This is a genomic window from Roseateles sp. P1_C1_2 (genome assembly GCF_056406535.1).
Genome location: NZ_JBFUAB010000006.1, coordinates 110282 through 136855, shown reverse-complemented (window position 1 = coordinate 136855; position 26574 = coordinate 110282). Strand labels below are relative to the sequence as shown.

Sequence of the window (26574 nt, the reverse complement as noted above, 5' to 3'; positions counted from 1 at the left end):
GTTCCAGATACCGCTTAAGGCGAGAAACGCGGAGCGACCAGCTCATGGCGTTTCAGCTGGATACGCTTTAGTTGGGTGTCGATGGGTCGCAGCGACGCAGTGACTGCGACACGACGTCCGGCGTGGTGCCGGTCGGCCCGACACCGTTGCGGCTCTGCACTTCCTGCAGGATGACCAGGCTGCGTCGCCACGCGGCGCACGCCCGTTGATGCTGGTGGCCGGCGGCAAGGGCCTGGCCCAGCAGATAGTGGGCGACGCCCTGCTTGTAGCGGGTGTTCAGGTCGCGCAGCGAACCCTCGGGAAGGCTGTTGTAGCCCTCCACCGCCTGCTGCGCCGCTGCAACGGCGGCCACCGCGTCCCCGTTGGCCAGCAGCGCCTTGCTCATCGAACCGGTGACGATGGCCACCTCGGCGCGCAGTTGCGCGTTGCTGGGGTCCCGGCCGCTCAGCTGGGAGAGCATCTGGACCGCCTGCCGGTAGGCGTTGGCCGCGTCGCGTGGCTGCTTGGCGCGCATCAGGGCCGCGGCCAGGTTGGCGTGATGGGCGGCGAAATTGCGTTTCAGGCGCGCGTCGTCGCCATGCTTTTTCACGATCGGTTCCTGCAGCTCGAGGGCGCGTCGGAATGAGGCGATGGCCAGCTGGACCGTCGCGGCTTCCGCATCGCGCTCGAAATAGTAGGTGCCTTCTTCCAGGTAGGTGGTGGCGAGCCCGGACGTGGCCGTCTCATCACCAGGGCGGCTGGCCAGGATGGCCAGGTACAGGCGCCGGGCGGCTTCCAGGCTCTTGAAGAAGGGCTCCACCTTGTCGACGAAGCGCTGGACCTGCGCCAGCTGGGAATGCATGGCGGCATGGATGGTCTGCAGTTCGGGATCCAGCGGGCCACGTGCGGCCAGCTTGTCCATCAGCCCGACACCCTGGGCCACCAGTGGCTCCGCGGCGGCATCGTCATCCTGGGAGGCCAGCAGCGTGCCCTTGCGTTGATAGAGCTGGGCGAGCGCGGCCATGGCATGGGACTGGGTCGGCTCGGTGACGCGCGGGTTGCCGACCAGATCCTTCACCAGCGCGATGCCCCGGTCATAGCTCTCGCGCGCGCTCTTCGGGTCGCCGAGGTTGGCCGAATACGGGCGCCCCTGGATGTCGCCGATGCTGCGGTAGCCGCTGGCCAGTTCGATCTGCAGCTCGGCGTCCCCTGCGGCTTCGGCGCTCAAGTGCCGCAGCGAGTCGAGCGCGTTCTGAACGACCATGCGTCGCGCCGCCGTGCCTCCCGGCAACGGAGCGAGCGCCTTTTGAAGGTCACGCAGCATGAGGGTTGCAAGCTTGCGGACATCGGCGAAGTGCTGCTCCGCACGGGCTTTCTGCCGACGTGCCTCATACGCCTCATAGGCTGCCACCGTGGAGGCGACCACCAGAACCAGCAGTGACGCCGAGAGCACCACGCGGTGGCGTCGCAGGAAGCGGCCCATGCGGTAGCGCCACGCATGGGGCCGGGCCTCCACTGCGAGGCCTTGCAGGTGCCGGGAGAGGTCGTCCGCCAGTTCCGCGGCGCTGGCATAGCGCTGCGCCGGCGACTTGTGGAGGGCCTTCATCACCACTGCATCCAGGCCGCCGCGCAGCTGCCGCCTCAAGGCGCGGGCGCCGGTCAAGGCGGCGTCGATTGCCTGGCTTGGCCAGGGAGGGTCGCGTTCGCAAATCGCCTGGTTCAGCGAGCCGTCGCCGACGTCGCGACCGTAGGGGCTGGTTCGGGCGAGCAGCCGGTACAGCAGCACGCCCAGCGAGTAGACATCGCTCGCCGGCGAGACCGGCTCGCCGCGGATCTGCTCGGGACTGGCGTATTCGGGCGTCAGGATGCGATAGGACCCGCCCGTGGGCCTGGGGTCGGCCGGCGCCGGACGCAGTTGCTCGGCGATGCCGAAATCCAGCAGCTTCACCGTGCCGTCGTCGCGCACATGGATGTTGCTCGGCTTCAGGTCGCGGTGCACCACGCCGCGTCGGTGTGCGTAGCCCACGACCTGGCAGACGGTGACGAAAAGTCGCAGCCGTTCGTCCACCCCGAGCGCTCGGTCGTCGCAGTAGGCGTCAATGGCGTCGCCTTGAACGAGCTCCATGACAAACCACGGTGCGCCGTCATCCGTGACGCCGGCATCGATCAGCTTGGCGAGGTTGGGATGGTCGAGCGAGGCGAGGATGCGCCGCTCGGCCCAGAACGGTTCCAGCGCAACGGCCTGGTCGGCATCCGCCCTCATCACCTTGACGGCCACCTGCTGCTCGTACTGGCCGTCGGCGCGTTCGCCGAGGTAGACCTCGCCCATGCCGCCGCGGGCAATCAGGGACACGAGCCGGTAGGTACCCAGTGTCCGCCCCAGCCATGCCCCGGACGCGCGTTGCTCGAGCGCCTCGAGCATGAATTCGGCGGGGGACTCGTCCAGGGGGCTGGCCGCGATGTCAGCGGCGACTAGCAGTTCTTCGACCTCGCGCATCAGCACGGCGTCGCCGCCGCTGGCTTGCCGCGCGAAAGCCCTGCGCTCGTGCGCAGGACGCTCAATGGCGTCGGCCACGACGGCCTTGGCACGCTGCCACAGCTCGGCTTCCAGCGATGCGCTCAAGGGTGGGGTCTCCCGGGACAGCGATACCCGCTCATGCCGGCGCCGCGGCGGAGTACTGGTCGTGGCGGGGCGCTGCTGCAGCGGGCCGCGCCATTTCGCGCAGCAGCCAGGCGCGCGCCGTCACCCATTCCCGCTTCACCGTCGCCGCAGAAATCCCCAGCGTCTCGGCGGTCTCGTCGATGCTGAGCCCGCCGAAGTAGCGCAGTTCAACGACTTGGTTCTGCTGCGGGTCGAGGCGTTCCAGCCTTTGCAAGCACTGGTCCAGCGCCAGGATGTTGAGCGCCAACTCGCCCGCCTGGACGGACTGGTCCCAATCCGTCGGCACCTCATGGATCTCTTCGAGGCTCACCGCGATCTGGCCGCCACCGCGCTTGCCTGTCTGGCGGGCGCGCGCATGGTCGACCAGGATGTGGCGCATCAGCTTGGAGATCAGCGCAAAGAGTTGGGAGCGCGACTTCCACTGCACCGCGCGTTCCTGCGACAACCGCAGGAAGGCTTCGTGGACCAGGCCGGTGCCCTGGAGCGTGTGACCTGAGCGCTCGCCGCGCAGATGGCGGCGCGCGAGATGACGCAGATCGTCATAGACAAGCGGAATCAAGCGCTCGAATGCCTGGCCGTCGCCCTCGGCCCATTTCCGAAGCAATTGCGTCACCGGGCCATAGGCCATCTCATCAACGGGTCCGCTCGTCATGATGCAACTTGCTCCTCGCTCAAACTGCTCGGGGTGCGCAGCCTACGTCTGCAAACGGCGATCGACGCGCCGTTTTTTGGCAGCAGCCTCGTTTCAGGGACATTGAAATCGCTTACATGCAAGCGGCGTGTCGTCGATGAGCGCGCCGTCTCTTGCTCGTCCCTGGGCATTTCTCGCTGCTGGACTGAAGGCTAAGCTTTGGCGTATCCGCCATCGGCGACGAAGGTCTTTGCTAACTCGTCCATCGCTTGTGCGGCTGGTTTCCAACCGAAGCTGTCGGCGTCAGGCCCGCAGCGGGCTCCCGAGCGTTCGGATGAAAGAGGGCTTGGACGGGGCGAGGCAGGTCGGCTTCGTTGCGGTACGTGCCGCAGCTGGGTAGCGGTTCATGGGTTGTCTCCAGTGGTCGTTGTGGGTTTTCGAGTCGGCGCGACCCTCGCCGGCTGCTGATGTCCGCACTGTGCGGCCTAATGTTATCGATGTCATTTGGGTTTACATCTGATGACATTGATGGCGACAGGAAGCACCGCCAGGACGGCATGCCCCGATCAAAAGTCATGTGCTGCGTGGAAGGACGCGGGCATCTCCGGCGCCGCAGGATGACTTGATCGCGAGAAAAAGAAAAAGCCCTGGAGCATTGATGCTCAAGGGCCTTTTGGTTCCTATGGCGATGCGGGATCGCTCAGGATGATCGGTTGGTGGAGAGGAGGAGGATCGAACTCCCGACCTCCGCATTGCGAACGCGGCGCTCTCCCAGCTGAGCTACCCCCCCACGCGACCGGGAAAGTATAGCCACGGGAAGTGGCTGCTATCGTCTTGGCCCATGACGCCCCGCAAGCCGACGACCTGGTTCGAGGCCCAGTACAACAATCGCCAACGCGTGACCGACAGCGCCGACATCCTGGGGCGCTGGGCCCAGGCCTCCGCGCTGACGCGGGAACGCTCCAGCTGCCACCTCGACCTGCGCTACGGGGCCGATCCCAAGCAGACGCTGGACGTCTTCACGCCCGACCCGGCCTTTGGCGGCGGCTTCGCACCCATCCTCATCGTCATCCACGGCGGCTACTGGCGGTCGCTGGACAAGTCGGACTATTCCTTCCTGGCCGCGAGCTTCACGGACGAGGGCGCCCTGGTCGTCGTGCCGAACTACGACCTCTGCCCCGACGTCGGCATCGAGCGCATCGCCATGCAGCTCACCGAGGCCGTCGCCTGGGCCTGGCGGCACGGGGCCCGGCTGGGCGGGGACCCCAGTCGCATCGTCCTGGTCGGGCATTCGGCGGGTGGCCATCTGGCGGCGATGCTGAGCTGCTGCGACTGGAAGCGCGTGGGCACCGACCTGCCGCGACGCCTGGTGCAGGGCGCCATGTCCGTCTCGGGCCTGCATGACCTCGCGCCGCTGTTGCGCGTGCCCTTCCTGCAGGCCGATCTCCAGCTGGATGCGGCCAGCGTGCGGCGGCTGAGCCCCGTGCACTTCCCGCCACCGCGCGCCCCGCAGACGCTGATCGCCCTCGTGGGCGAGCAGGAGAGCGAGGAATACCAGCGCCAGAACCAATTGATCCGGTCCGCCTGGGGGGCGCGCGCCGTGCCCGTCTGCGAGGCGCTGCCGGGCTGCAACCATTTCACCGTGCTGCACGACCTGGCGGACCCCCAGGGCCGCTCCCACCAACTGGCGCGCCAACTGCTGGGCCTGCGTTGGTATAGCGGCCTGCTATGAGGTGCATTGAAGCTATCGATTGGCTGAGCCTGGCCGCACAGGAGTAGCGTCCTCGTCTCCCCACCCCCAACGGAGACTGCGATGAGCTTGAAAGGTTCCAAGACCGAGCAGCACCTGAAGGACGCCTTCGCGGGCGAATCCCAGGCCAACCGCCGCTACCTCTACTTCGCGAACAAGGCCGACATCGAGGGCCAGAACGACGTGGCCGCGTTGTTCCGTTCCACCGCCGAGGGTGAGACGGGCCACGCCCACGGGCATCTCGAATTCCTGGAGGCCGTGGGCGACCCCGCCACCGGGCTGCCCATTGGCAGCAGCCGCCAGAACCTCGCGGCTGCCGTCGCCGGTGAAACGCACGAGTACACCGACATGTACCCCGGCATGGCCAGGACGGCGCGCGACGAGGGCTTCGACGAGATCGCCGACTGGTTCGAGACGCTGGCCAAGGCCGAGCGCTCGCATGCCAACCGCTACCAGAAGGCGCTGGACGCGCTGGTGGACTAGCAGGCCAGGGGCATAGCTCGAAGCGGCTGCACGAGCGGCCGCAGTCGTCTGCCCGCGCGCCGCGTGCAGACGACTGCGCAGGAGACGCGATGAGCACCAGAGAAGGCAACCTCGAAGCGCCCACCCGACACGCGCTCGATTGGAAGAGCCCCGAGTTCAACGACGAAGCCGCATGCCTCCACGAGATGGAGCGCATCTTCGACATCTGCCACGGCTGCCGCCGCTGCGTCGGCCTGTGCCAGAGCTTCCCGACGCTGTTCGATCTTGTCGACGAGGGCAAGACCGGCGAGGTGGATGGCGTGGACAAGCAGGATTTCTGGAAGGTCGTCGACCAGTGCTATCTCTGCGACCTCTGCTACATGACCAAGTGTCCCTATGTGCCGCCGCACCCATGGAACCTGGACTTCCCCCACACCATGCTGCGGGCCAAGGCGATCAAGTTCCGCAAGGGCGAGGTCGGCGGCGGTGAGAAGTTCCTGGCGTCCACCGATGTGCACGGCCAGTTCGCCGGCATTCCCATCGTCGTGCAGGCCGTCAATGCCGTGAACCGCACGAAGATCGCGCGCAAGCTGATGGACAAACAGCTGGGCGTGCACCCGGACGCCTGGCTGCCCGAGCTGGCGTCCAAGCGCTTCCGCTGGAGCGCGCCCAAGGCGCTGGCGCAGGTCGTCACCCAGGGCGAGCGCACGCCGGGCAAGGTCGCGATCTTCTCGACCTGCTACGTCAACTACAACGAGCCCGGCATCGGCTTCGACCTGCTCAAGGTGCTGGAGCACAACGCCATCCCCTACGTCATCGTCGAGAAGGAGGCCTGCTGCGGTATGCCCAAGCTGGAGCTGGGTGACCTGGCGTCGGTGGAGAAGCACAAGACGGCCAACATCGCCACGCTGGCGCCCTATGCCAAGGACGGCTTCGCCATCCTGTCGGCCATCCCGAGCTGCACGCTGATGTTCAAGCAGGAGCTGCCGCTGATGTTCCCTGACGAGGACGACGTCAAGCTCGTGCAGGACGCGATGTGGGACCCCTTCGAGTACCTCGTCGCCCGCCACAAGGACGGCCTACTGAAGACCGACTTCAAGCAGGCCCTGGGCAAGGTGAGCTATCACGTGCCCTGCCATGGCCGGGTGCAAAAGATCGGTCGCAAGACCGAGGAGATGTTCAAGCTCATCGGCCAGCGCGTGGAGGTCAAGCTCAATACCGTCGAGCGCTGTTCGGGCCATGCGGGCACCTATGGCGTGAAGACGCTGACCCACCCGGTGGCGATAAAGATCGGCAAGCCCGTCTTCAAGGCCATGGCCAAGGACGAGCCCGACTTCATCGCCAGCGACTGCGCGCTGGCCGGCCATCACATCGCCCAGGGCATGGCGCAGGCGGGCACGCCGGCCAAGGCGCTGGCCCATCCACTCACCTTGATGCGTACCGCCTACGGCTTGCCATGACCATCACCAAAGACAGCCTGATGACGCTGGAGGCCTACGCCAGGTTTCGCAAGACCGAGAAGCCTGCCATCGTCGCCCACCGCCGCCTGCGCAGCGTGCAGCTGGGTGAGCACCTGAACCTGCAGTTCGAGGACGAGCGCACCATCCGCTATCAGATCCAGGAGATGCTGCGCATCGAGAAGATCTTCGAGGAGGAGGGCATCCAGAGCGAGATCGATGCCTATGCGCCCCTGGTGCCTGATGGCGGCAACTGGAAGGGGACGCTGCTCATCGAGTACCCCGACCCCAATGAGCGCAAGCGCGAGCTGGCCAGGCTGATTGGCGTCGAGGACCGCCTCTTCATCGAGGTCGAGGGCCAGGCTCGCGTCTACGCCATCGCCGACGAGGACCTCGACCGCGAGAACGACGAGAAGACCTCGGCGGTGCATTTCGTGCGTTTCGAGCTGAGCGCGGCAATGCGCCAGGCGGTGAAGGCGGGCGCGGCCGTCAAGCTGGGCTGCGACCACACCCACTATCCGGCGCATGTGCAGATCGCGCTGGAGACGCTGGCCAGCCTTGCTGGCGACCTGAAGTAACTAGGCCGGCAGCGACACCGCGTCCAGCAGCTCGCTCTCGATCTGCAGCTGCGCCTTGTTGTGCTGCAGCGCCGGGCCGTCGACGAGGAAGGTGTCTTCCACGCGCTCGCCGAGCGTCGAGATCTTGGCCAACTGCAGGTTGATGCCATGCCGCGCCAGCACGCGGGCAATGGCGTAGAGCAGGCCGGCGCGGTCACTGGTGGAGATCGTCAGCAGCCAGGCCGTGGCGCGCTCGTCGGGGCGCAGCGAGATGCGCGGCGTGTAGGGGAAGCTCTTGACGCGGCGCGACAGCCGGCCGCGCCTGGGCTCGGGCAGGGGGCCGTCGGCCTGCAGCGCCGTGCTGAGCTTCTGCTCCACCAGCGGCACGAGGTCGCGGTGGTGCACGTCGGCCTCGGGTCGGATGACCTGGAAGGTATCCAGCGCATAGCCCTTGCGCGTGGTGTGCACCTTGGCGTCGAGGATGCTGAAGCCGGCGGTGTCGAAATAGCCGCAGATGCGGGCGAACAAATCGGTCTGGTCGGGCGAATACACCAGCACCTGCAGGCCTTCGCCTATGGGTGAGGGGCGGGCGCGCACGACGGGCACCTGGGTCTCGACATGGCGCCACAACGAGCGTGCATGCCARGCCAGCTCGGCACCTTCATGGCGCGCGAAATAGCTGATGGCCAGCGTCTTCCACAGCGGCTCCTCGGTGCCGGGCAGCTGGGAGTGCAGGGCCAGGTCCTGCCGGGCCTCGGCCTTGCGCGCCTCGATCTCGGCGTCGAGATTGATCTTGGCGCCGCCCAGGGCCCGCAGCGTGATGCGGTAGAGGTCCTCGAGCAGCTTGCCCTTCCAGGCATTCCAGACCTTGGGGCTGGTGCCGCGGATGTCGGCCACGGTCAGCAGGTACAGAGCCATCAGGCGGCGCGCGTCGCCCACCTTGGCGGCGAAGGCGGCGATCACCTCGGGATTGGACAGGTCTTCCTTCTGCGCCACGCGCGACATCGTCAGGTGGTGCTCGACGAGGAAGACGCACATGGCCGTGTCCTCCGCGTTCAGCCCATGCTGGCGGCAGAAGCGCTTCACCTCGGTCGCGCCCAGCTCGGAATGGTCACCGCCGCGGCCCTTGGCCACGTCGTGGAAGAGGGCGGCGATGTAGAGCAGCTCGGGGGTGTCGAACTGGGCGGCGAGCTGCGAGCAGAAGGGGTACTCGTGGGCATGCTCGGGCACGAAGAAGCGCCGCACATTGCGCAGCACCATCAGGATGTGCTGGTCCACGGTGTAGACGTGGAAGAGGTCGTGCTGCATCTGCCCGACGATGGCGCGGAAGACCCACAGGTAGCGGCCCAGCACCGAGGTCTGGTTCATGAGCCGGAAGGCATGCGTCTGGCCCTCGGGCTCGCGCAGCATGGTCATGAAGGTCGCACGGTTGACCGGGTCGCGCCGCCACGCCGCGTCCATCAGGCCGCGCGCGTTGTACAGCGCCCGCAGTGTGCGTGCCGACAAGCCCTTGATGCCCGGCGTCTGCTGGTAGACGAGGAAGGTGCGCAGGATGGCGTGCGGGTCGCGTTGGTAGAGGTCGTCGCTGGCGACCTCCAGCATGCGGCCGCGATCCAGGAAATCGGTTTGGCCGTCGAGGGCGCGCAGCAGGTCCTGCTGGGAACCGTTGATCTGCTCTTCGAGGTTCAGCAGCAGGATCTGGTGCAGTTGCGTGACCGCCTTGGCGGCCCAGTAATAGCGCCGCATCAGCACCTCGGAGGCGCGCTGGGCGCCCGTGCCCTCGAAGCCGAAGCTCTGGGCGACGGCGGTCTGCAGGTCGAAGACGAGACGGTCCTCGCGCCGGCCGGCGACGGCATGCAGCCGCGCGCGGATCAGCCTCAACTGACCCTCGTTGCGCTGCAGCTGCTTGCTCTCGAAGGCCGTGATGAGGCCGCGCTGGGCCAGGGCCTTCCAGGTCTTGCCCAGGCCGGCCGCACGGGCGATCCAGATCAGCATCTGCAGGTCGCGCAGGCCGCCGGGGCTTTCCTTGCAGTTGGGCTCCAGCGCGTAGGGCGTGTCGTCGAACTTGGTGTGGCGCTGCAGGCTCTCCAGCGTCTTGGCGCGAAAGAAGGCCTTGGCGTCCATGGCCTGCGTGAAGCGCTTGGCCATCAGCTTGAACAGCTTGGCGTCCCCGGCCAGCGCCCGGGCTTCGAGCAGGGCCGTCTGGATGGTCACGTCGCCCTGGGACTCGGACAGGCATTCACCCAGCGTGCGCACCGAGGAGCCGATCTCCAGGCCCAGGTCCCAGCAGGCCGTGATGAAGCCCTCGATGGCCGACTTGACCGGTCCCGGCACATGGGCCTCGACCCCATCGGGCAGCAGCACGAGCACGTCGACGTCGGAATGCGGGTAGAGCTCGCCACGGCCATAGCCGCCGACGGCCGCAAGGCAGGCGCCCTCGGGCATGCCCGCACCTTCCCAAAGGGTGCGCAGCGTGTCGTCGACATGCCGGGCCAGGCTGCGCAGCAGACTCTGGGCGCCGGCCTGCGTGGGCCGCGCGGCCAGAAAGCCGTCGATCAGCGTCTGCTTGCCCGCCTTGAACTGCTGGCGGAGCTCGGCAAGCGTGGCCACGGCTTACGCGGTCGCCGCAGCGGCCTGCGTGATGAAGGCGGGCGGAGGCGGGCTGCCGGCCGAGAGCGTCATGACCTCGTAGCCGGTGTCGGTGACGAGGATGGTGTGTTCCCACTGGGCCGACAGCGACCGGTCCTTGGTGACGATGGTCCAGCCATCGCCCATCTCGCGGATCTCGCGGCGGCCGGCGTTGATCATGGGCTCGATGGTGAACATCATGCCGGGCACCAGTTCGTCCAGCGTGCCGGGGCGGCCGTAGTGCAGCACCTGCGGCTCCTCGTGGAAGACCTGGCCGATGCCATGGCCGCAGAACTCGCGCACGATGGAGAAGCCGGCGTTCTCGGCAAAGGTCTGGATGGCGTGGCCGATGTCGCCCAGGCGCGCGCCGGGCTTGACCTTGGCGATGCCCTTCCACATGGCCTCGTAGGTGAAGGCGCACAGCCGCTTGGCCGCGATGGAGCCCTCGCCGACGACGAACATGCGGCTGGTGTCGCCATGCCAGCCGTCCTTGATGACGGTGACATCGATGTTGACGATGTCGCCGTTCTTCAGCGCCTTGTCGTTCGGGATGCCGTGGCAGACCTGGCTGTTGACCGAGGTGCAGATCGACTTGGGGTAGGGGATGTAGCCGGGCGGGCAGTAGTTCAGCGGGGCGGGGATGCCCTGCTGCACATTGACGATGTGGTCGTGCGCGAGCTTGTCCAGCTCGTTGGTCGTGATGCCGGGCTTGACGTGAGCCGTGAGCATGTCCAGGACTTCGGACGCCAGGCGTCCGGCGATGCGCATGCCTTCGACATCGGCAGCGGTCTTGATCGTGATGGCCATGCCTGAATTATCTCAGTCCGCCCAGATGACCGTACCGGTCAACCAGGTTGCCAGTACGACGATGCCGAAGGCAATGCGATACCAGGCGAACGGCACGAAGGTGTGGCTGGACACATAGCGCAGCAGCCAGCGCACGCAGGCCCAGGCGGCCAGGAAGCTGACGATGAAGCCGACGGCGAACATCGGGAAGTCGGCCATCGACAGCGCATGGCGCTCCTTCCACAGGCTGTAACCGCCGGCCGAGATCAGCGTCGGGATGGCCAGGAAGAAGGAGAAGTCGGTCGCGGCCTTGCGCGACAGGCCCAGCAGCATGCCGCCGATGATGGTGGCGCCCGAGCGGCTGGTGCCGGGGATCATGCCCAGGCACTGCACCAGGCCAACCTTGAGGGCGTCCAGCGGCGTCATGTCGTCCACACTTTGCACGCGCGCCACCGGCTGAGCGCGCTTTTCCACCCACAGGATGATCAGCGCGCCGACGATGAAGGCGCCGGCCACGACGGGCGCGTTGAAGAGATGCGCCTTGATGGCCTTGTAGACGGTGAGGCCGACGATGCCGGCCGGCAGGAAGCCGATGGCAATGTTGGCGATGAAGCGTTGCTGCTTGGCACTGTTGGTGATGCCGCCCAGGGCTTCCCGGATGCGCGCCCAATAGACGATGAGCACGGCCAGGATGGCGCCGCTCTGGATGGCGATGTCGAAGACCTTGGACTTGGCGTCCGTCATGCCCAGCAGGCTGCCGGTCAGGATCAGGTGGCCCGTGGACGACACCGGCAGGAACTCGGTCAGCCCCTCGACGATGCCCATGATGGCGGCTTTGATCAGCAGGATGACATCCACGTAAACGGCTCCGAAAGGCAGGGAATTTCAAAAGGCGGCGCAGTGTAGCGAGCAGCCAGGTCACGTCCTTGCGGGCGGCTGGCCGCCGCGGCTACATTACTGACTCTCCGGTCATTAACTCAGCCGTCTTGGCCACTGCCACCCCCCGCCAACGCCGCAAGGACGCCCGCCCCCAGGAGCTGCTGGATGCCGCCCTGGCGCTTTTCGTCGAAAAGGGCTTTGCCGCCACCCGCAGCGAGGAGATCGCCGCGCGCGCCGGCGTCGCCAAGGGCACGCTCTACCGCTACTACCCGAGCAAGGACGAGCTCTTCAAGGCCATGGTGCGCGACAACCTGTCCGTGCACATCGCCGAATCGGCCGCCCAGGCGGCGCAATACGAAGGCTCCATCGCCGAGCTGCTGAGCCAGATGATGCAGGCCTGGTGGGCCAAGGTCGGCCGTGGCAATGCCGGCGTCGTCTGCAAGATCATGATGGTGGAGGCTCGCAACTTCCCCGAGCTGGCGCGCTTCTACGTGGAAGAGGTCATCCGGCCGTCCCAGGCGCTGATCGGCGGCCTCATCGAGCGGGGCATCCGCACCGGCGAATTCCGCGCCGTGCCGGTCGAGGCCACCGTGCACATGCTGATCGCACCCATGCTGCACATGCTGCTGCACGAGCACTCCTTCGGCGAGCACGACATCTGCCACCAGACCATGGGCGCCGAGGAGTTGCTGGACGCCCAGATGTCGCTGCTTCTGCACGGCTTGCTGGCCACCCCCGGCTGACCTCTAGAATTTTGGCTTTTGCAGTCGACCGCGCCCGGAGAACAAGATGAACCTCGAACAAGTCCGCTTCAACATGATCGAGCAGCAGATCCGCCCCTGGGATGTGCTCGACACCAGCGTGCTGGAGCTGCTGCGCGTCGTGCACCGTGAGGACTTCGTGCCCGAGGCCCATCGCCTGCAGGCCTTCGTCGACACCGAGCTGCCGTTGACGGCCACGCGCCGCATGCTGGCGCCCAAGGTCGAGGCCCGCCTGCTGCAGGAGCTCAAGGTGCAGCGCCACGAAAAGGTGCTGGAGATCGGCGCCGCGACGGGTCACCTGGCCGCGCTGCTGGGCCACAAGGCGCAACGCGTCGTCGCACTGGAGGCAGATGCCGACCTCGCCGCGGCCGCCACCGCCAACCTGAAGCGCGCCGGCGTGCTCAACGCCACCGTGCTGAACCAGGACGGCGCCAACGGCCTGGCCGCCGAGGAACCCTTCGACGTCATCCTGCTGTCCGGCTCGGTCGCCGCCGTGCCGCAAGTCCTGCTGAACCAGCTCAAGGTCGGTGGCCGGCTGGCGGCCATCGTCGGCGGCGAGCCGGTCATGCGCGCCGTGCTGATCACTCGCACCGGTGCCAGCGACTTCCGCACCGTGGAGATGTTCGACACGGTGGCCGGCCGCCTGCCCGGTTTTTCCGAAGCGCCGGCGTTCAGCTTCTAAGTGATGTCGGCCCCCACGCGCCCATTGGCCGCTGCCCCCCGAGAGGGCGTCAGTGGCTTCGGGCGGCCGTGCGCCACTTGGATGCAGTTCGTCGCCATAAAACGCCGCTTGCCCCCGTTTGGGCGCAGGTCGTCACATGGCTTCAGTCATCGGCGGGCTTTGCCTCTATAAACCCGGCCGCGCTCACTACATTGCTCCAGTCAAGGAATCCCATGCCCTTCGTCACAGCCTATCGCCTGACCCTGCAACCGCTGGCCATTGCCGCCAGCCTCCTGCTCGCCGGCGTGGCCCAGGCCCAAAGCCTGCAGGAGCTCTATGACGCGGCCAGGGGCTATGACGCGACCTATCTGGCCAGCCGCAACAGCGCCGACGCCGCTGCCGCGCGCGCCGCTGCAGCCGAGTCGCTGATCCGTCCGTCGCTGTATCTGTCCAGTTCCGGCACGCTGACGCGCACCGATCCGCCGTCGACGGGCGCCTACAACACGCGCACGCTGCAGGCCGGCCTGTCGGGCAAGTACTCGGTCTACAACGCCAGCAACATCCCCACCATCGACAAGGCCCGTCGCGCCTACGCCCTGGCCCAGTCCGACCTGGACCTGTCCGAGCAGGACCTGATGGTGCGGCTTGCCACGGCTTATTTCGATGTGCTGGCCGCCAAGGACGCGCTGACGACCTCGCGCGCCAACAAGACCGGCATCGCGGAGCAGCTGGCCTCGGCCAAGCGCAATTTCGAGGTCGGCACCGCCACCATCACCGACACGCGCGAAGCCCAGGCCCGCTATGACCTCGCCGTGGCCCAGGAACTGGCCGCCGACAACGACCTGCGCGTCAAGCGCGTGACGCTGGACCAGTTTGTCGGCCGCGTCGGCGTCGAGCCCAAGGGCCTGGCCGTGCCGGTCGCGCTGCCGGCCCTGCCGAGCGACAACATCGACACCTGGGTGGCCACGGCCGACGACCAGCATCCCAATGTCCGCCGCGCCCGACTGGCCCTGGAAATGGCCCAGCTCGACACGCAGATCGCCCGCGCCGGCGAGAAGCCGACGCTGGACGCCAGCGCCACGCTGGGCGGCCAGAACACCCACACCAGCCCCGCCATCATTGCCGCGCAGCAGGGCGCTGCCGGCACGGGCAAGAACGCCAGCGTCGCCCTGACCTTGAGCTACCCGCTCTACACGGGCGGCGCCACGCAGAACCGCATCAAGGAAACCCTGGTGCTGGAAGACAAGGCCCGCAACGATCTCGACTTCGCCCGCCGCAGCGTGGCCGAGGGCACGCGTCGCGCCTTCTTCGGCGTGCAGTCGTTGAAGGCCCAGGTCGCCGCCTACGAGGCCGCCGAGTCGTCCACCAAGCTGGCCCTGGAAGCCACGCAGCTGGGCTACAAGGTCGGCGTGCGCGTCAACCTGGACGTGCTGAACGCCCAGACCCAGCTCTACACGACCCAGCGCGACCTGGCCAAGGCGCGCTACGACGTCGTCGTCAACAGCCTCAAGCTGCGCCAGGCCTCCGGCCAGCTGCGTGCCGAGGACATCAACGCCGCGAACACGCTGCTGGCGAAATAAGTCGCTGCACGGCTGCGATCAAGCCCCGCTCTGGCGGGGCTTTTTCTTGGCGACTGCGGCCGGCACGGGCGTGGGCTCGGGCTCGGCGGTCGTTGGCAGTGGCCGGATCGGCGCATGCTCGCGCACCGCATTCAGGATGATGGCCGTCGACGTGGGCACCTGCTGGCAGAAGCGCGACAGCGTCGCCCGCAGGTGCGCCACATCGCGCACGGCGATCTCCAGGATCCAGCTGTCCTCTCCCGTCACGCCATAGGCCGTCACCACCTCGGGGCTGCGCTCCAGCGCGCGCATCAGTTCACCTTCGTCGAGGTTGCCGATGCGGATGATGGAGCGGATGCCATAGCCCAGCTTGCTGGCGTCGACGACGGCGCGGTAGCCGCGGATGACGCCGCCGTCCTCCAGCTTGCGCACGCGCTCGGTCACCGCGGGCTGGCTCAGGTGCACGCGCCGGCCCAGCTCCGCCATCGTCAGGCGGGCGTCGGCCTGCAATTCGGCCAGGATGCGGTGGTCATGCTGATCGAGTTCGATGGCCATGAATTTCTCTTCAAAGCAGCAGAATGTTCTTGAATATTAAGGCGCAACTCGTCCTTTACCTTCAAGAGTCCATGTTGCAAGGCGACTGAAATTTCTACGATGCCGGCCATGAACACGACGACCCTGCCGCTGAAGTCCACCCCCGGCCTCTCGCCCAAGCTGATGCTCTGCCTGGCCGCCACCTGGCTGGTCTGGGGTTCGACCTATCTGGCGATCAAGCTCGCCTTGGTCAGCCTGCCGCCTTTCTTCCAGATGGGCAGCCGCTTCCTCGTCGCAGGCGCCTTGCTGGCGGTGTGGATGCGCTGGCGCGGCGCGCCCTGGCCGAGTCGCCGTCAGTGGCTGCACGCCCTCGTCATCGGCGGTCTGATGCTGGGTGGCGGCATGGGCGGCACGGCCACGGCCGAGCAGACCGTGGGTTCCGGCCTGGTCGTCGCCTTCATCGCCGTGATGCCCTTGATGATCGCCGGCCTCAATCTGCTGTGGGGCGAGAAGCCGGGGCGGCTGGAGTCGCTGGGCATTGCCTTCGGCCTGGTCGGCGTGCTGCTGTTGACGCAAGGGCAGGGCTTTGGTGCTTCGACCCTCGGTCTGGTTGCGATCAGCGTGGCCTGCGCCAGTTGGGCCGTGGGCAGCGTGCTGTCGCAGCGCGTGTGGCCGCTGGCACCGGGTGCGATGGGCTTTGCGAGCGAGATGCTGGCCGGCGGCGCGGTGCTGATGGGCTTGAGCCTCGTCAGCGGCGAGACGCTGCCCGAGCACATCGAGCCGCAGGCGCTGTGGGCCTGGGCCTATCTGGTCGTGTTCGGCTCGCTGATCGCCTTCAACGCCTACATGGTGCTGCTGGCCGAGGCCTCGGCCGGGCTGGCGTCGAGTTATTCCTTCGTCAACCCGGTCATCGCGATGCTGCTGGGGGTCACGCTGGCCGGCGAGCAGATCAGCGGCAATGAATGGCTGGCCGCGGGCATCGTGCTGCTGGGCGTCGTGCTGCTGCTGGTCGGGCGGGCGAAGGCGCGTTAGCCACCGCCGCGGATATTGGCCTGCAGGGCCGGCTTCATCAGCCGCGGCGCGGCCAGCGTCGCGTCGCGCGCCTGGCGCATGGCGACGAACTCGGCCTCGCTGACGCCGTCGTGCGCATGGATGTTGGCCGCGCACTGCTCGGCCACCGTGGTCTGCCAGCGCGCCTCGCGGCCCGCTGGGTAGTCGTGGCAGACGAAGAGACGGGTCTCGGGCGGCAGCTCCAGCAGGCGCCGGATCGAACGGTAGAGCAGGGCGGCATCACCGCCGGGAAAGTCGGCGCGGGCGCTGCCGCCGTCGGGCATGAAGAGGGTGTCGCCGATGAAGACGGCATCTTCGATCTGGTAGGCCAGGTCGGCCGGCGTGTGGCCGGGGGTGAGCAGGGCGGTCGCCTCGATGCTGCCGATGTGGAATGACTCGCCATCACGCAGCAGTCGGTCGAAACCGTCGTCCTGCGAAGGCCAGCCTCGCAGTCGGCCGAGCGTGGCCTGCACCTCGCGGGTGTGCTCACCGATGGCGATCAGCCCGCCAGCCTCGCGCCGCAGATAGCGCGCGGCGGACACATGGTCGGCATGGACATGGGTTTCGAGGATCCACTGCAGATCGAGGCCCTGCGCGCGCAGATACGCCAGCAGCAAGTCGGCGCTGGCGGTGCTGGACCGACCGCTGGCGAGGTCGTGGTCCAGCACGGGGTCGATGACGGCCGCCTGGCGTGTTGCCGGGTCGTGCACGACATAGCTGACCGTGCCGGTGACGGGATCGTGGAAGCCTTGGATGACGACGGACATTTGGAGTTCGGGCGTTGCCGGGATGTCATTATTTCTACATGAACCTGGACTGGAACGCTTTCACACCCGGGCCGGCGCTGGCCGGCGGTCTGTTGATCGGACTCGCCGCGGCCGTGTTCGTGGTGTTCTCCGGCCGCATTGCCGGCATCAGCGGCATCGTCGGCGGCTTGCTGCGGCCGGTGGCTGGCGACCGCGCCTGGCGGCTGGCCTTCGTGGCCGGCTTGCTGGCGTCGTCCTGGGTGTATGCGCTGTTCGCCGGGCCGCTGCGGCCGCATATCGACGCCGATTGGGCGACGCTGCTGCTGGCCGGCTTGCTGGTGGGCATCGGCACGCGTTATGGCGCTGGCTGCACCAGCGGCCATGGCGTCTGCGGGCTGTCGCGGCTGTCGCCGCGCTCGGCGGTTGCGACAGCCGTGTTCATGGCCGCCGGCTTCGCAACGGTCTGGGTGCTGAGGCATCTGCTGTGAGGACCGTACTGACCGCAGCACTGGTGGGCCTGGTGTTCGGGCTGGGACTGATCGTGTCCGGCATGGTGTTGCCGGCCAAGGTGCTGGGCTTCCTGGACCTGGCCGGCGCCTGGGACCCCTCGCTGGCCCTGGTGATAGCGGGTGCGATCGCGGTCGGACTGCCGGCCTTTGCCTGGGCGCGTCGGGCCAAGGTCAAGCTGCCGGACTCGACCCGCATCGACCGCCGCCTCGTCGGCGGCAGCCTGTTGTTCGGCATCGGCTGGGGCCTGGCGGGCCTGTGCCCGGGGCCGGCGCTCGTGGTGGCTGGCCTGGGCGACTGGAAGGCGCTCGGCTTCGTCGCGGCGATGCTGGCCGGCATGGCGATCTTCGAGCTGCTGGAGCGAAGGACGGCCTGAGACAAAATCCGCGCCCATGCTGTTTCTGCTCTCGCCCGCCAAGTCCCTCGATTACGACAAGCCGACGCCGGCCGAACTGGCGCCGGCCTTGACCCGCCCGCAGTTCCTCGATGACACCGCCGCCCTCATCGACGTGCTGCGCACCAAGAGCGTGAACGACGTTCGCGACCTGATGGACCTGTCCGAGCCGCTGGCCCAGCTCAATGTCGACCGGTACAAAGCCTGGCGGCCGCGCTTCACCGAACACAACAGCAAGCCGGCCGTGCTGGCCTTCAACGGCGATGTCTACGACGGCCTGGACGCCGGCACGCTGAGCGTCGACGACCTCGCCTGGGCGCAGGCGCATGTGCGCATGCTGTCGGGCCTGTACGGCATCCTGCGGCCGCTGGACCGCATGCAGCCCTACCGCCTGGAGATGGGCACGCGCCTGGCCACGGCGTCGGGCGCCAGCCTCTACGACTACTGGGGTGACCGCCTGGCCTTGCACCTGAACAAGCTGGCGCGAGGCGAAAAGGCGCCGGTCATCGTCAACCTGGCCTCGCAGGAATACTTCCGCGCTGCCGACCGCAAGGCTCTCAAGCCCCGGGTTGTCGACTGCCAGTTCGAGGACTGGAAGAACGGCGAGTACAAGATCATCAGCTTCTTCGCCAAGCGCGCCCGCGGGCTGATGGCACGCTTCGCCATCCAGCAACGTCTTGAAACGCCTGAAGGGCTCAAAGGCTTCGATCTGGACGGTTATCGTCTCGCCCCTGATGTCTCTTCCCCCGACCGACTCGTCTTCCGCCGCAAGTCATGAGCCAACAAGTCATCACTCCCGAGCTGTGTGAATGGATCACCGAGCAGAGCCGTGCCGGCCATGCGTCCGAAAGCATCCTGGCCGCGATGCTGGGCAGCGGCTGGGACGAAACCGTCGCCCGCCAGGCGCTGGCCCGCACGCTGGGCCAGGTGGCCACGCTGACGCCGCCGCCCGGCGCGACGGCGGGCCTGCCCGAGCCCGACCTGAGCCGCTTCGCGCCCGTCCTCAATGCCGGCGACCGCCAGGTCAAGGTGCTGATGGCGCTGCGCCAGCCGCGCGTCATCGTCTTCGGTGATCTGCTGTCCGAGGAGGAGTGCGACGGCATCATGGCCCTGGCCAAGAAGCGCCTGGCGCGCTCCGAGACCGTCGCCACCGGCAGCGAGGGCAGCGAGGTGAACTCGGCGCGCACCAGCGACGGCATGTTCTTCGAGCGCTGCGAAACCGAGCTGATCCGCACCCTCGAGGCGCGCATCGCGACCCTGCTGCGCTGGCCGCTGGACCATGGCGAAGGCCTGCAGGTGCTGCACTACCGCCCGGGCGCCGAGTACCAGCCGCATTACGACTACTTCGACCCCGGCCATGTCAGCACGCCGGGCATCCTGAAGCGTGGCGGCCAGCGCGTGGCCACACTGGTCATCTACCTGAACACGCCCACCGCCGGCGGCTCGACCATCTTCCCGGACATCGGCCTGGACGTCGCGCCCGTCAAGGGCAATGCCGTCTTCTTCAGCTATGACCGGCCCCACCCGGCCACGCAGACCCTGCACGGCGGCTCACCGGTGCTGGACGGCGAGAAATGGGTGGCGACGAAATGGCTGCGTCAGGGCGTCTTCACCTGAATGGTCGCAGCGATGGCGGCCACCAGCACGATCAGGCCCAGCATCAACAACAGGAAGTAGCCCAGGCTGAGCAGCAGGCCGCGCCACAACGCACCGGCCCGGCTGACGCCATAGACGCGCCGCAACGCCATCACGCCATGGCCGAAGACGGCAAGGATCAGCAGCGGCGTCAAGTCCGTGGCGAACGCCATCAGCAGGGCCAGGAACCACAGGCTGTGGCTGTGCAGGGAGAACACGAAGTGCTCGGCATAGCGTCGCCCCGTGCCGGCGAACATGGCCAGCAGCAGCGCCGCAAACACGGGCTGCATGGCCAGCATGCCGTAGGGCGCCAGGGCAACGATGCGGGCCGTCCACTGCTCGTTGTTCATCGACCCGGCGTTCTTGATCAACCGGGTTCCCCAACGCTCCAGCCGCGTGCAGTTCTGCGGTTGTGCTTCGTCGCAGTCGCCGAGCTTGGTGATGACCGTCTGCTTGCCGCGCGGCGGCCTCGATGCCGCGGCGGACGCCGCCTGCGCCTTGGCCAGCGCCTCAGCCTCGGCGGCCGTCTCGTTGGGCGTCGCACCCGGCTTGACGCGCAGCCGCACCGGCTTGCCGGGCTCGACGATAGGCGCTGCCTCGGTCGCCTCGGCGTTGCTGTCGGCGGCGGTGGTGTGCGGCAACAGGTGTGAGCCGACGAAAAACACGAAGCTCGCGCTCAGATAGACGCGCAGCGGCAGCACATAGCGGCGCCGCTGGCCGTGGAAATAGGCATTCGTCAAATAGCCTGGCAGGCAGATCAGCGCCCACAGCGTGCGCCACAGCGGGCCGTCGAAGGCGACGTAATGGCCCAGGTACTCGGTGAACATCTCGCGCACCGAGGGCGGGTGCAGGTCGGTCTCCTGGCCGCAGTGGCCGCAGAAGACCGGGCGCGGCGTGGCCAGCGTGAAGTGGCAGTTGCGGCAGTAGGGCAGTGCGGGCTTGCCGTGTGGGTGGCTCATGCTGAAAGCAGTTTGTTGATCAGCTCGGGCGTGCTGCTCACCTGGTATTTCTTCATCAGCCGGCCGCGGTAGACGTCCACGGTGCGCGGGCTCACGCCCAGGCGGCGGCCGATGAGCTTGCTGGTCTGGCCCTCGACGAGAAGGGCGGCGATCTCGCGCTCGCGTGGCGTCAGCTCGGCCGTGATCTGGCGCCGGGCCGACAGGTCCTCGAAGCCCCAGATGCCGCGGGCATGCGGGTCGGTCGGGTCGAGGGCACTGCCCGTCACATGGCACCAGAACAGCTCGCCACCGCCCAGGCGGCGCATGACGCGGTCGTCGGCGTAATGACCTTGCGCGTCCAGGCTGGCGACGATGCGGGCACCCGTGCGCTCGAACTCGATGGCGCTCGGGTACATGACGGCAAAGCTTTGGCCGATGAGCTGCTCGCGCGTGGCCGAGAACATCTGCAGCAGGCGTTCGTTGCAGTCGACGATCTGGCGCTGGGCCGACAGCACCAGGCCGATCGGGGCGAGCAGGAAGGCGCTGCGGTAGTCGATGGCTTCAGGGCTCACGCGGTAGGGCGGGTAGGGCAGGGCGGCCGCGATCCTACCCGGCATGGCCCATGGCTCCACGGCAATGGCTCCATCGGGCGATGCGGGCAGGCCGGTGTTTGAACAAAGTGCGATCCGCATCTTTCAACCCGGAGAATTTCATGCGTTTCAAATTCGTTTCCCGCCTGGCCCTGGCCTTGGCGGCCGCCCTCGCGCTGACTGGCGCCGCCCATGCCAACCTGGTCGCCACCGATTTCTGGACGGCTGGCGACCGCTACCTCGTCCAGGACAGCAGCACCGACCTCGAATGGCTGAGCCCGGTGGCCACGCGCGGCCACGTCTTCAACGACGCGACGGTGCAGGCCCTGCTCGGTGAAGGCTTCCACTACGCGACCCGCAACGAGGTGATCGACATGATCGACGCCAATTTCGGCCTGGCGACCACGGTCCGACCTGGCGACGCGGCGGGCTATGCCATCGCCGAGGACTTCTTTGCCGTCTTCGGCATCACCGCGGCCGTGCGCTGCCAGGTCGGCAAGGTCTTCATCCCTTGCCCGCGCACCCAGGGCCTGACCGGCGATGCCGGCGGCGCGGGCAAGCACATGGCGGTCGGCATGCTGCAGTACGGCAGCACCGGCTATCTGATCGACAACAACCCCTGGCCGGATGGCATCTACGACGACCAGATGGGCAACTGGCTGGTCCGCGGCGATGCCCAGGCACCGCAAGCCCTGCCCGAACCCGGCAGTCTTGCCCTGCTGTCGGCGGCCCTGGTGGCGGCCTGGCCGCTGTCGAGGCGGCGGAAGTCCTTAGGCAATCTTGCGTAATCGACTCGGCGGGAGGGGGGCGCTACGCTTCGCCCCTCATCCCAGCAGGAGACGGCATGAACAAGGTGTACCCGAGCGCCGAAGAGGCGTTGCGCGGCGTGGTGAAGGACGGGCAGATGCTCGCGGTTGGCGGCTTCGGCCTGTGCGGCATCCCCGAGGCCCTGATCGCGGCCCTGCGCGACAGCGGCGTCAAGGACCTGACCGTCATCTCCAACAACGCCGGCGTGGACGGCTTCGGCCTCGGCCAGCTGCTCCTCACGCGGCAGATCAGGAAGATGATCTCCAGCTACGTGGGCGAGAACAAGGAGTTCGAGCGCCAGTACCTGGCGGGCGAGCTGGAGCTGGAATTCACGCCCCAGGGCACGTTGGCCGAGAAGCTGCGTGCGGGCGGCGCCGGCATCCCGGCCTTCTTCGTGCGCACCGGCGTCGGCACGCTGATCGCCGAGGGCAAGGAAGCGCGCGAGTTCGATGGCCAGACCTATATCCTCGAGAAGGCCCTGGTGCCCGACGTGTCCCTGGTCAAGGCCTACAAGGCCGACAAGAGCGGCAACCTCGTCTTCCGCCGCACCGCGCGCAACTTCAACCCGGCCGCGGCCATGGCGGGCAAGCTGACGGTCGTCGAGGTCGAGCATCTCGTCGAGACGGGCGACATCGATCCGGATGACGTGCATCTGCCGGGCATCTATGTGCACCGCATCGTTGTCAACGCCAATCCGGAAAAGCGGATTGAGAAGATGACCCTGTCCCCCAAGAAGGAGGCTTGAGATGGCCTGGACCCAAGATCAGATGGCCGCCCGCGCGGCCCAGGAGCTGGAAGACGGCTTCTACGTCAACCTCGGCATCGGCATCCCGACGCTGGTGGCCAACCATGTGCCTTCGACCAAGGAAGTCTGGCTGCAGAGCGAGAACGGCATGCTGGGCATCGGCCCCTTCCCGACGGAGGACGAGGTCGATGCCGACCTCATCAACGCCGGCAAGCAGACGGTCACCACGCTGCCCGGCAGCAGCATCTTCGGCAGCCACGACAGCTTCTCGATGATCCGCGCCGGCAAGATCAACCTGAGCATTCTTGGCGCCATGCAGGTCAGCGGCAGCGGCGACCTGGCCAACTGGATGATCCCGGGCAAGATGGTCAAGGGCATGGGCGGCGCCATGGACCTGGTCGCCGGCGTCAAGCGCGTCATCGTGCTGATGGAGCACGTCGCCAAGAAGAAGGACGGCAGCGAGGACCTCAAGATCATCCCCAGCTGCACGCTGCCGTTGACGGGCAAGGGTGTCGTCGACCGCATCATCACGGACCTGGGTGTCTTCGACGTCGTGCCCGGTGGCATCAAGCTCGTCGAGCTGGCCGAAGGCGTCACGCGTGAACAAGCGCAAAGCAAGACAGGGGTTCCGTTGCTCTGAGGTAAATCAAGCCTCGCATCCCCAGTTCATGGGCCTGGACGGGTCGGCGCAAGCTGGCCCGTTTCCGTTGGGCGGAGCATTCTTCGAACAACAGCGAGGCCACCATGCGCGCACCCCCGACGCCTGAAGTCGAGACCATCGCCCCAGCACTCGAGACAAGTGCAGACCTGAACCCCGGCGGCATCGCGGTCGCCGCCGCAGCAGCGGCCATGCTGGCCGCCTGCGGTGGAGGCGGGGGAGGCGATGTGCCAACCCCATCGCCCTCACCACCGCCCCCGCCACCCCCTCCACCCCCGCCGCCTCCCCCTCCCGCCATCACCGATGCCGAAGCCGCGCGCTTCCTCGCCCAGGCGGGCTTTGCAGCCAGCAGCGCCGATATCGCCACCGTCAAGGCCAACGGCTACGCCGCCTGGCTGGACGCCCAGTTCTCGCTGCCCGTCAGCGACGGCCATTTCGACTGGATGGTGGCCAATGGCTATGCCATCGTCGACCACCGCAACGACTTCGGCGGCGCCGACAACACCCTGTGGCGCAAGCTGCTGTCGGCGCCCGACTCGCTGCGCCAGCGCGTCGTGCTGGCCCTGAGCGAGATCTTCGTCATCTCCATGAGCGGCCTGCCCATGCCCTGGCGCGGCTTTGCCATCGCCTGCTATGTGGACATGCTGGAGCAGCGCTGCTTTGGCAGCTACCGCGAGCTGCTGAACGCGGTGACGCTGTCCAACGGCATGGGCGTCTACCTCGCCACCCGCGGCAACCTCAAGGAAGACGCCAACACCGGCCGCGTGCCTGACGAGAACTACGCCCGCGAGGTCATGCAGTTGTTCAGCATCGGCCTCTACCAGCTCAATGCCGATGGCAGCCTGAAGCTCGATGGCAATGGCAAGCCCATCGAGACCTACACCCAGACCAACATCACCGACCTGGCGCGCGTTTTCACCGGCTGGGATTTCGACAGCTACAGCGGCAGCGACCCGGCTTTCATGAAGAAGCCCATGGTCAATATCGCCTCGCGCTTCTCGACCGGCGCCAAGAAGGTGCTGGAAGTCGACATCCCCGCCTCGGCCGACGGCCCGGCGGCGCTGAAGATCGCGCTCGACACGCTGGCCGCCCATGCCAATGTCGGGCCGTTCATCGGCCGCCAGCTCATCCAGCGTCTGGTCGCCTCCGATCCCAGCCCGGCCTATGTCGGACGCATCGCCGCTGTCTGGGCCGACAACGGTTCTGGCGCTCGCGGTGACCTCAAGGCCGTCATCCGCGCCATCCTGCTCGACGCCGAGGCGCGCACCCCGCCCACGGCGCCCGGCGCCGGCAAGCTGCGCGAGCCGCTGCAGCGCTTCATCCAGTGGGGGCGCAGCTTTGGCGTCACGTCGCCCAACGGCCTGTGGAACATCGGCAATACCAGCGACTCGGGCACCCGCCTGGGCCAGAGTCCGCTGCGCAGCCCCTCGGTCTTCAACTTCTTCCGGCCCGGCTATGTGCCGCCCAACTCCCAGTTGGGCACGAATGACATCACGGCGCCCGAGTTCCAGCTCTGCAACGAGAGCACGGTGGCCGGCTACATCAACTACATGCAGAAGGCCATCGCCGACGGCATCAACGACGTGAAGCCGAGCTACACCGCCGAGCTCGCGCTGGCGGGCGATGCGCCGGGCCTGGTCGCCAGTCTCGCGCTGCGCCTGGGCGGTGGTGGTATTTCGGCTGCCACTCAAGCGACGGTCAGCACGGCCATCGCGACCATCTCCGCCGCCAGCGACACCGGCAAGGCCAACCGCCTGCAGGCGGCCATCCTGATGCTGATGGCCTGCCCCGAATATCAAATCCAGAAGTGAGGGGACGACCATGAAGCTGAATCGACTCCCCGAACTGCAGCGCCGCGAATTCCTGCGCCGCGCCGGTGCTCTCGGTCTCGCCGGTACCGCGGCACCCTGGGCGCTCAACCTCGCCGCCCTCGGCGAGGCCGCCGCCGCCAGCGGGCCCAACGACTACAAGGCCCTGGTCTGTGTCTTCCTCTACGGCGGCAACGACCATGGCAACACGCTGGTGCCCTATGACCAGGCCAGCTACAACGCCTACGCCACCATCCGCCAGACCCTGGCCACGCCGCGCGACCAGCTTGCGTCGACGGCGCTTGCGTTGAACGTCGGTGGTCGGCAGATGGCCCTGGCTCCCCAGCTCGGCAAGCTCAAGGGGCTGTGGGACAGCGGGCGGATGGGCATCCAGCTCAATGTCGGCACGCTGATCCAGCCGACCACGCTGGCCCAGTACAACGCCAGGAACGTGCCGCTGCCGCCCAAGCTGTTCTCGCACAACGACCAGCAGTCCGTCTGGCAGAGCAGCTCACCCGAGGGCGCCACCTCGGGCTGGGGCGGCCGCATGGGCGATCTCTTCCTCGGCGGCAACGGCACAGCCACCTTCACCTGCATCAATGCCGCGGGCAACGCCGTCTTCATGGCCGGCAAGCAGGCCGTGCAATACCAGGTGTCCACCAGCGGCGCCGTGCCCATCAACGGCATCCTCAAGCCGCTTTATGGCTCCCAGGCCTGTGCCGACGCGCTGCGTGGCCTCATCACCGCCGACCGCACGCACTGGATGGAGGCCGAACTGAACAAGGTCGTCGCGCGTTCCGTCAGCGCCCAGGGCGTCGTCACTGCCGGCCTGGCCGGCGTGCCGGCGCTGCAGACGCCGTTCGATGCGGCCAGCAGCCTGTCCAACCAACTGCTGATGGTGGCCAGGCTCATCGGCGCTCGCCAGGCTTTGGGCGCGACGCGCCAGGTCTTCTTCGTGTCGCTGGGCGGTTTCGACACCCACGACTTCCTGCTCGACGAGCACCCCGGCCTGCTGACGGCGGTCAATGACGCGCTGGCCAGCTTCTACGCCGCCACGGTCGAGCTCGGCGTGGCCAGCCAGGTCACCACCTTCACGGCCAGTGATTTCGGTCGCTCGCTGACCAGCAATGGCGACGGCTCCGACCATGGCTGGGGCAGCCACCATTTCGTGCTCGGCGGGGCGGTGCAGGGCGGCAAATACTGGGGCACGCTGCCCTCGGTCAGCATCAACGGCCCGGACGACGTCGGCCAGGGCCGGCTGCTGCCGACGACGGGCGTTGACCAGCTCGGCGCCACGCTGGCCACCTGGATGGGCATCAGCGCCGCCGACCTGCCACGCGTGCTGCCGCAGATAGGCAACTACAGCCAAAAAAACATGGGCTACTTCTGA

The 26574-nt window shown here is 67.5% G+C and carries 27 protein-coding genes and 1 tRNA gene; 17 read left to right on the top strand and 11 right to left on the bottom strand.

The genetic code is table 11. The features are described 5' to 3' along the window. Positions 1-67: 67 nt before the first annotated feature. From AC1D2H_RS07665 to AC1D2H_RS07655, 3 genes are all read right to left on the bottom strand, one after another. Positions 68-2602, bottom strand: a complete 2535-nt coding sequence (locus tag AC1D2H_RS07665) for a protein kinase domain-containing protein (protein ID WP_478010517.1) — start codon at positions 2600-2602, stop codon at positions 68-70. Positions 2603-2633: 31 nt separating this feature from the next. Continuing rightward, positions 2634-3293 (bottom strand): sigma-70 family RNA polymerase sigma factor, encoded by a 660-nt coding sequence (locus tag AC1D2H_RS07660; protein ID WP_478010516.1) that lies wholly within the window; start codon positions 3291-3293, stop codon positions 2634-2636. 693 nt (positions 3294-3986) lie between these two features. Further along, positions 3987-4062, bottom strand: a tRNA-Ala gene (locus AC1D2H_RS07655). A 51-nt stretch (positions 4063-4113) separates the two neighbouring features. On the opposite strand from AC1D2H_RS07655, the gene AC1D2H_RS07650 reads away from it, so the two are divergent. After that, positions 4114-5004: an alpha/beta hydrolase gene (locus tag AC1D2H_RS07650; RefSeq protein ID WP_478010515.1), complete on the top strand. Its 891-nt coding sequence runs from the start codon at positions 4114-4116 to the stop codon at positions 5002-5004. Between the two features lie 81 nt (positions 5005-5085). Next, the gene (locus AC1D2H_RS07645; protein ID WP_056193371.1) at positions 5086-5505 is read left to right on the top strand and encodes a rubrerythrin family protein; all 420 of its coding nucleotides are present in this window, start codon (positions 5086-5088) and stop codon (positions 5503-5505) included. Here the strand turns inward: AC1D2H_RS07645 and AC1D2H_RS07640 are convergent. Further along, positions 5502-6281 (bottom strand): DUF6207 family protein, encoded by a 780-nt coding sequence (locus AC1D2H_RS07640; protein ID WP_478010582.1) that lies wholly within the window; start codon positions 6279-6281, stop codon positions 5502-5504. The two genes, AC1D2H_RS07645 and AC1D2H_RS07640, sit on opposite strands and share 4 nt — an antisense overlap. Here AC1D2H_RS07640 and AC1D2H_RS07635 point away from each other — a divergent pair. Together AC1D2H_RS07635 and AC1D2H_RS07630 are read left to right on the top strand one after the other, a co-directional pair. Continuing rightward, positions 6162-6944: a heterodisulfide reductase-related iron-sulfur binding cluster gene (locus AC1D2H_RS07635; protein WP_478010581.1), complete on the top strand. Its 783-nt coding sequence runs from the start codon at positions 6162-6164 to the stop codon at positions 6942-6944. The two genes, AC1D2H_RS07640 and AC1D2H_RS07635, sit on opposite strands and share 120 nt — an antisense overlap. Further along, a complete protein-coding gene (locus tag AC1D2H_RS07630; protein WP_478010514.1) occupies positions 6941-7519 on the top strand; it encodes a DUF3501 family protein in 579 nt (192 codons plus the stop codon). Before AC1D2H_RS07635 ends, AC1D2H_RS07630 begins: the two co-directional genes overlap by 4 nt. Here the strand turns inward: AC1D2H_RS07630 and AC1D2H_RS07625 are convergent, their stop codons facing one another. The 3 genes from AC1D2H_RS07625 to AC1D2H_RS07615 are packed head-to-tail and all read right to left on the bottom strand — an operon-like array spanning position 7520 to position 11770. Next, positions 7520-10108: a [protein-PII] uridylyltransferase gene (locus tag AC1D2H_RS07625; protein WP_478010513.1), complete on the bottom strand. Its 2589-nt coding sequence runs from the start codon at positions 10106-10108 to the stop codon at positions 7520-7522. Positions 10109-10111: 3 nt separating this feature from the next. Continuing rightward, positions 10112-10933 carry a type I methionyl aminopeptidase gene (gene map, locus AC1D2H_RS07620; RefSeq protein ID WP_477928108.1) on the bottom strand — a complete coding sequence of 274 codons (822 nt, stop codon included), beginning with the start codon at positions 10931-10933 and terminating at the stop codon, positions 10112-10114. 12 nt (positions 10934-10945) lie between these two features. Beyond that, positions 10946-11770 carry an undecaprenyl-diphosphate phosphatase gene (locus AC1D2H_RS07615; RefSeq protein WP_478010512.1) on the bottom strand — a complete coding sequence of 275 codons (825 nt, stop codon included), beginning with the start codon at positions 11768-11770 and terminating at the stop codon, positions 10946-10948. A gap of 128 nt (positions 11771-11898) precedes the next feature. On the opposite strand from AC1D2H_RS07615, the gene AC1D2H_RS07610 reads away from it, so the two are divergent. The 3 genes from AC1D2H_RS07610 (at position 11899) to AC1D2H_RS07600 (ending at position 14793) form a co-directional block, all read left to right on the top strand. Beyond that, on the top strand, positions 11899-12534 hold the full coding sequence (locus AC1D2H_RS07610; RefSeq protein WP_478010511.1) for a TetR/AcrR family transcriptional regulator: 636 nt from the start codon (positions 11899-11901) through the stop codon (positions 12532-12534). A gap of 46 nt (positions 12535-12580) precedes the next feature. After that, entirely contained in the window at positions 12581-13234 is a 654-nt protein-coding gene (locus AC1D2H_RS07605) for a protein-L-isoaspartate O-methyltransferase family protein (RefSeq protein ID WP_478010510.1), read from the top strand. A 212-nt stretch (positions 13235-13446) separates the two neighbouring features. After that, entirely contained in the window at positions 13447-14793 is a 1347-nt protein-coding gene (locus tag AC1D2H_RS07600) for a TolC family outer membrane protein (protein ID WP_478010509.1), read from the top strand. An 18-nt stretch (positions 14794-14811) separates the two neighbouring features. Here AC1D2H_RS07600 and AC1D2H_RS07595 read toward each other — a convergent pair whose 3' ends face one another. Further along, the gene (locus tag AC1D2H_RS07595; RefSeq protein WP_477928098.1) at positions 14812-15327 is read right to left on the bottom strand and encodes an Lrp/AsnC family transcriptional regulator; all 516 of its coding nucleotides are present in this window, start codon (positions 15325-15327) and stop codon (positions 14812-14814) included. Between the two features lie 108 nt (positions 15328-15435). On the opposite strand from AC1D2H_RS07595, the gene yedA reads away from it, so the two are divergent. Next, a complete protein-coding gene (gene yedA / locus AC1D2H_RS07590; protein ID WP_478010508.1) occupies positions 15436-16338 on the top strand; it encodes a drug/metabolite exporter YedA in 903 nt (300 codons plus the stop codon). Here yedA and AC1D2H_RS07585 read toward each other — a convergent pair. Beyond that, positions 16335-17123: an MBL fold metallo-hydrolase gene (locus AC1D2H_RS07585; RefSeq protein WP_478010507.1), complete on the bottom strand. Its 789-nt coding sequence runs from the start codon at positions 17121-17123 to the stop codon at positions 16335-16337. The genes yedA and AC1D2H_RS07585 overlap by 4 nt on opposite strands. 38 nt (positions 17124-17161) lie before the next feature. Here AC1D2H_RS07585 and AC1D2H_RS07580 point away from each other — a divergent pair, with 38 nt between their 5' ends. From AC1D2H_RS07580 to AC1D2H_RS07565, 4 genes are read left to right on the top strand one after another with little or no spacing between them, the layout of a single operon-like run. Continuing rightward, complete coding sequence (locus tag AC1D2H_RS07580) at positions 17162-17590, top strand: YeeE/YedE family protein (protein ID WP_478010506.1); 429 nt, start codon at positions 17162-17164, stop codon at positions 17588-17590. Continuing rightward, the gene (locus AC1D2H_RS07575) at positions 17587-17985 is read left to right on the top strand and encodes a DUF6691 family protein (RefSeq protein WP_478010505.1); all 399 of its coding nucleotides are present in this window, start codon (positions 17587-17589) and stop codon (positions 17983-17985) included. The genes AC1D2H_RS07580 and AC1D2H_RS07575 overlap by 4 nt, the downstream gene beginning before the upstream one ends. 16 nt (positions 17986-18001) lie before the next feature. Next, on the top strand, positions 18002-18781 hold the full coding sequence (gene yaaA / locus AC1D2H_RS07570; RefSeq protein WP_478010504.1) for a peroxide stress protein YaaA: 780 nt from the start codon (positions 18002-18004) through the stop codon (positions 18779-18781). Then, the gene (locus tag AC1D2H_RS07565; RefSeq protein ID WP_477928085.1) at positions 18778-19620 is read left to right on the top strand and encodes a 2OG-Fe(II) oxygenase; all 843 of its coding nucleotides are present in this window, start codon (positions 18778-18780) and stop codon (positions 19618-19620) included. Before yaaA ends, AC1D2H_RS07565 begins: the two co-directional genes overlap by 4 nt. On the opposite strand, the gene AC1D2H_RS07560 is transcribed toward AC1D2H_RS07565, so the two are convergent. Together AC1D2H_RS07560 and AC1D2H_RS07555 are read right to left on the bottom strand one after the other, a co-directional pair. Further along, a complete protein-coding gene (locus AC1D2H_RS07560; protein WP_478010503.1) occupies positions 19602-20597 on the bottom strand; it encodes a DUF3667 domain-containing protein in 996 nt (331 codons plus the stop codon). The two genes, AC1D2H_RS07565 and AC1D2H_RS07560, sit on opposite strands and share 19 nt — an antisense overlap. Continuing rightward, on the bottom strand, positions 20594-21193 hold the full coding sequence (locus tag AC1D2H_RS07555) for a LuxR C-terminal-related transcriptional regulator (protein ID WP_478010502.1): 600 nt from the start codon (positions 21191-21193) through the stop codon (positions 20594-20596). The genes AC1D2H_RS07560 and AC1D2H_RS07555 overlap by 4 nt, the downstream gene beginning before the upstream one ends. 95 nt (positions 21194-21288) lie before the next feature. Between AC1D2H_RS07555 and AC1D2H_RS07550 the strand changes: the two genes are divergently transcribed. The 5 genes from AC1D2H_RS07550 to AC1D2H_RS07530 all read left to right on the top strand — a co-directional run bounded on the left by AC1D2H_RS07550 (position 21289) and on the right by AC1D2H_RS07530 (position 26574). Further along, complete coding sequence (locus tag AC1D2H_RS07550; RefSeq protein ID WP_478010501.1) at positions 21289-21954, top strand: PEP-CTERM sorting domain-containing protein; 666 nt, start codon at positions 21289-21291, stop codon at positions 21952-21954. Positions 21955-22010: 56 nt separating this feature from the next. After that, a complete protein-coding gene (locus tag AC1D2H_RS07545; RefSeq protein ID WP_477928078.1) occupies positions 22011-22718 on the top strand; it encodes a CoA transferase subunit A in 708 nt (235 codons plus the stop codon). Between the two features lies 1 nt (position 22719). Further along, entirely contained in the window at positions 22720-23358 is a 639-nt protein-coding gene (locus AC1D2H_RS07540; RefSeq protein WP_477928076.1) for a 3-oxoacid CoA-transferase subunit B, read from the top strand. Between the two features lie 104 nt (positions 23359-23462). Further along, positions 23463-25187 (top strand): DUF1800 domain-containing protein, encoded by a 1725-nt coding sequence (locus tag AC1D2H_RS07535; RefSeq protein WP_478010500.1) that lies wholly within the window; start codon positions 23463-23465, stop codon positions 25185-25187. A gap of 10 nt (positions 25188-25197) precedes the next feature. Further along, positions 25198-26574, top strand: a complete 1377-nt coding sequence (locus tag AC1D2H_RS07530; RefSeq protein WP_478010499.1) for a DUF1501 domain-containing protein — start codon at positions 25198-25200, stop codon at positions 26572-26574.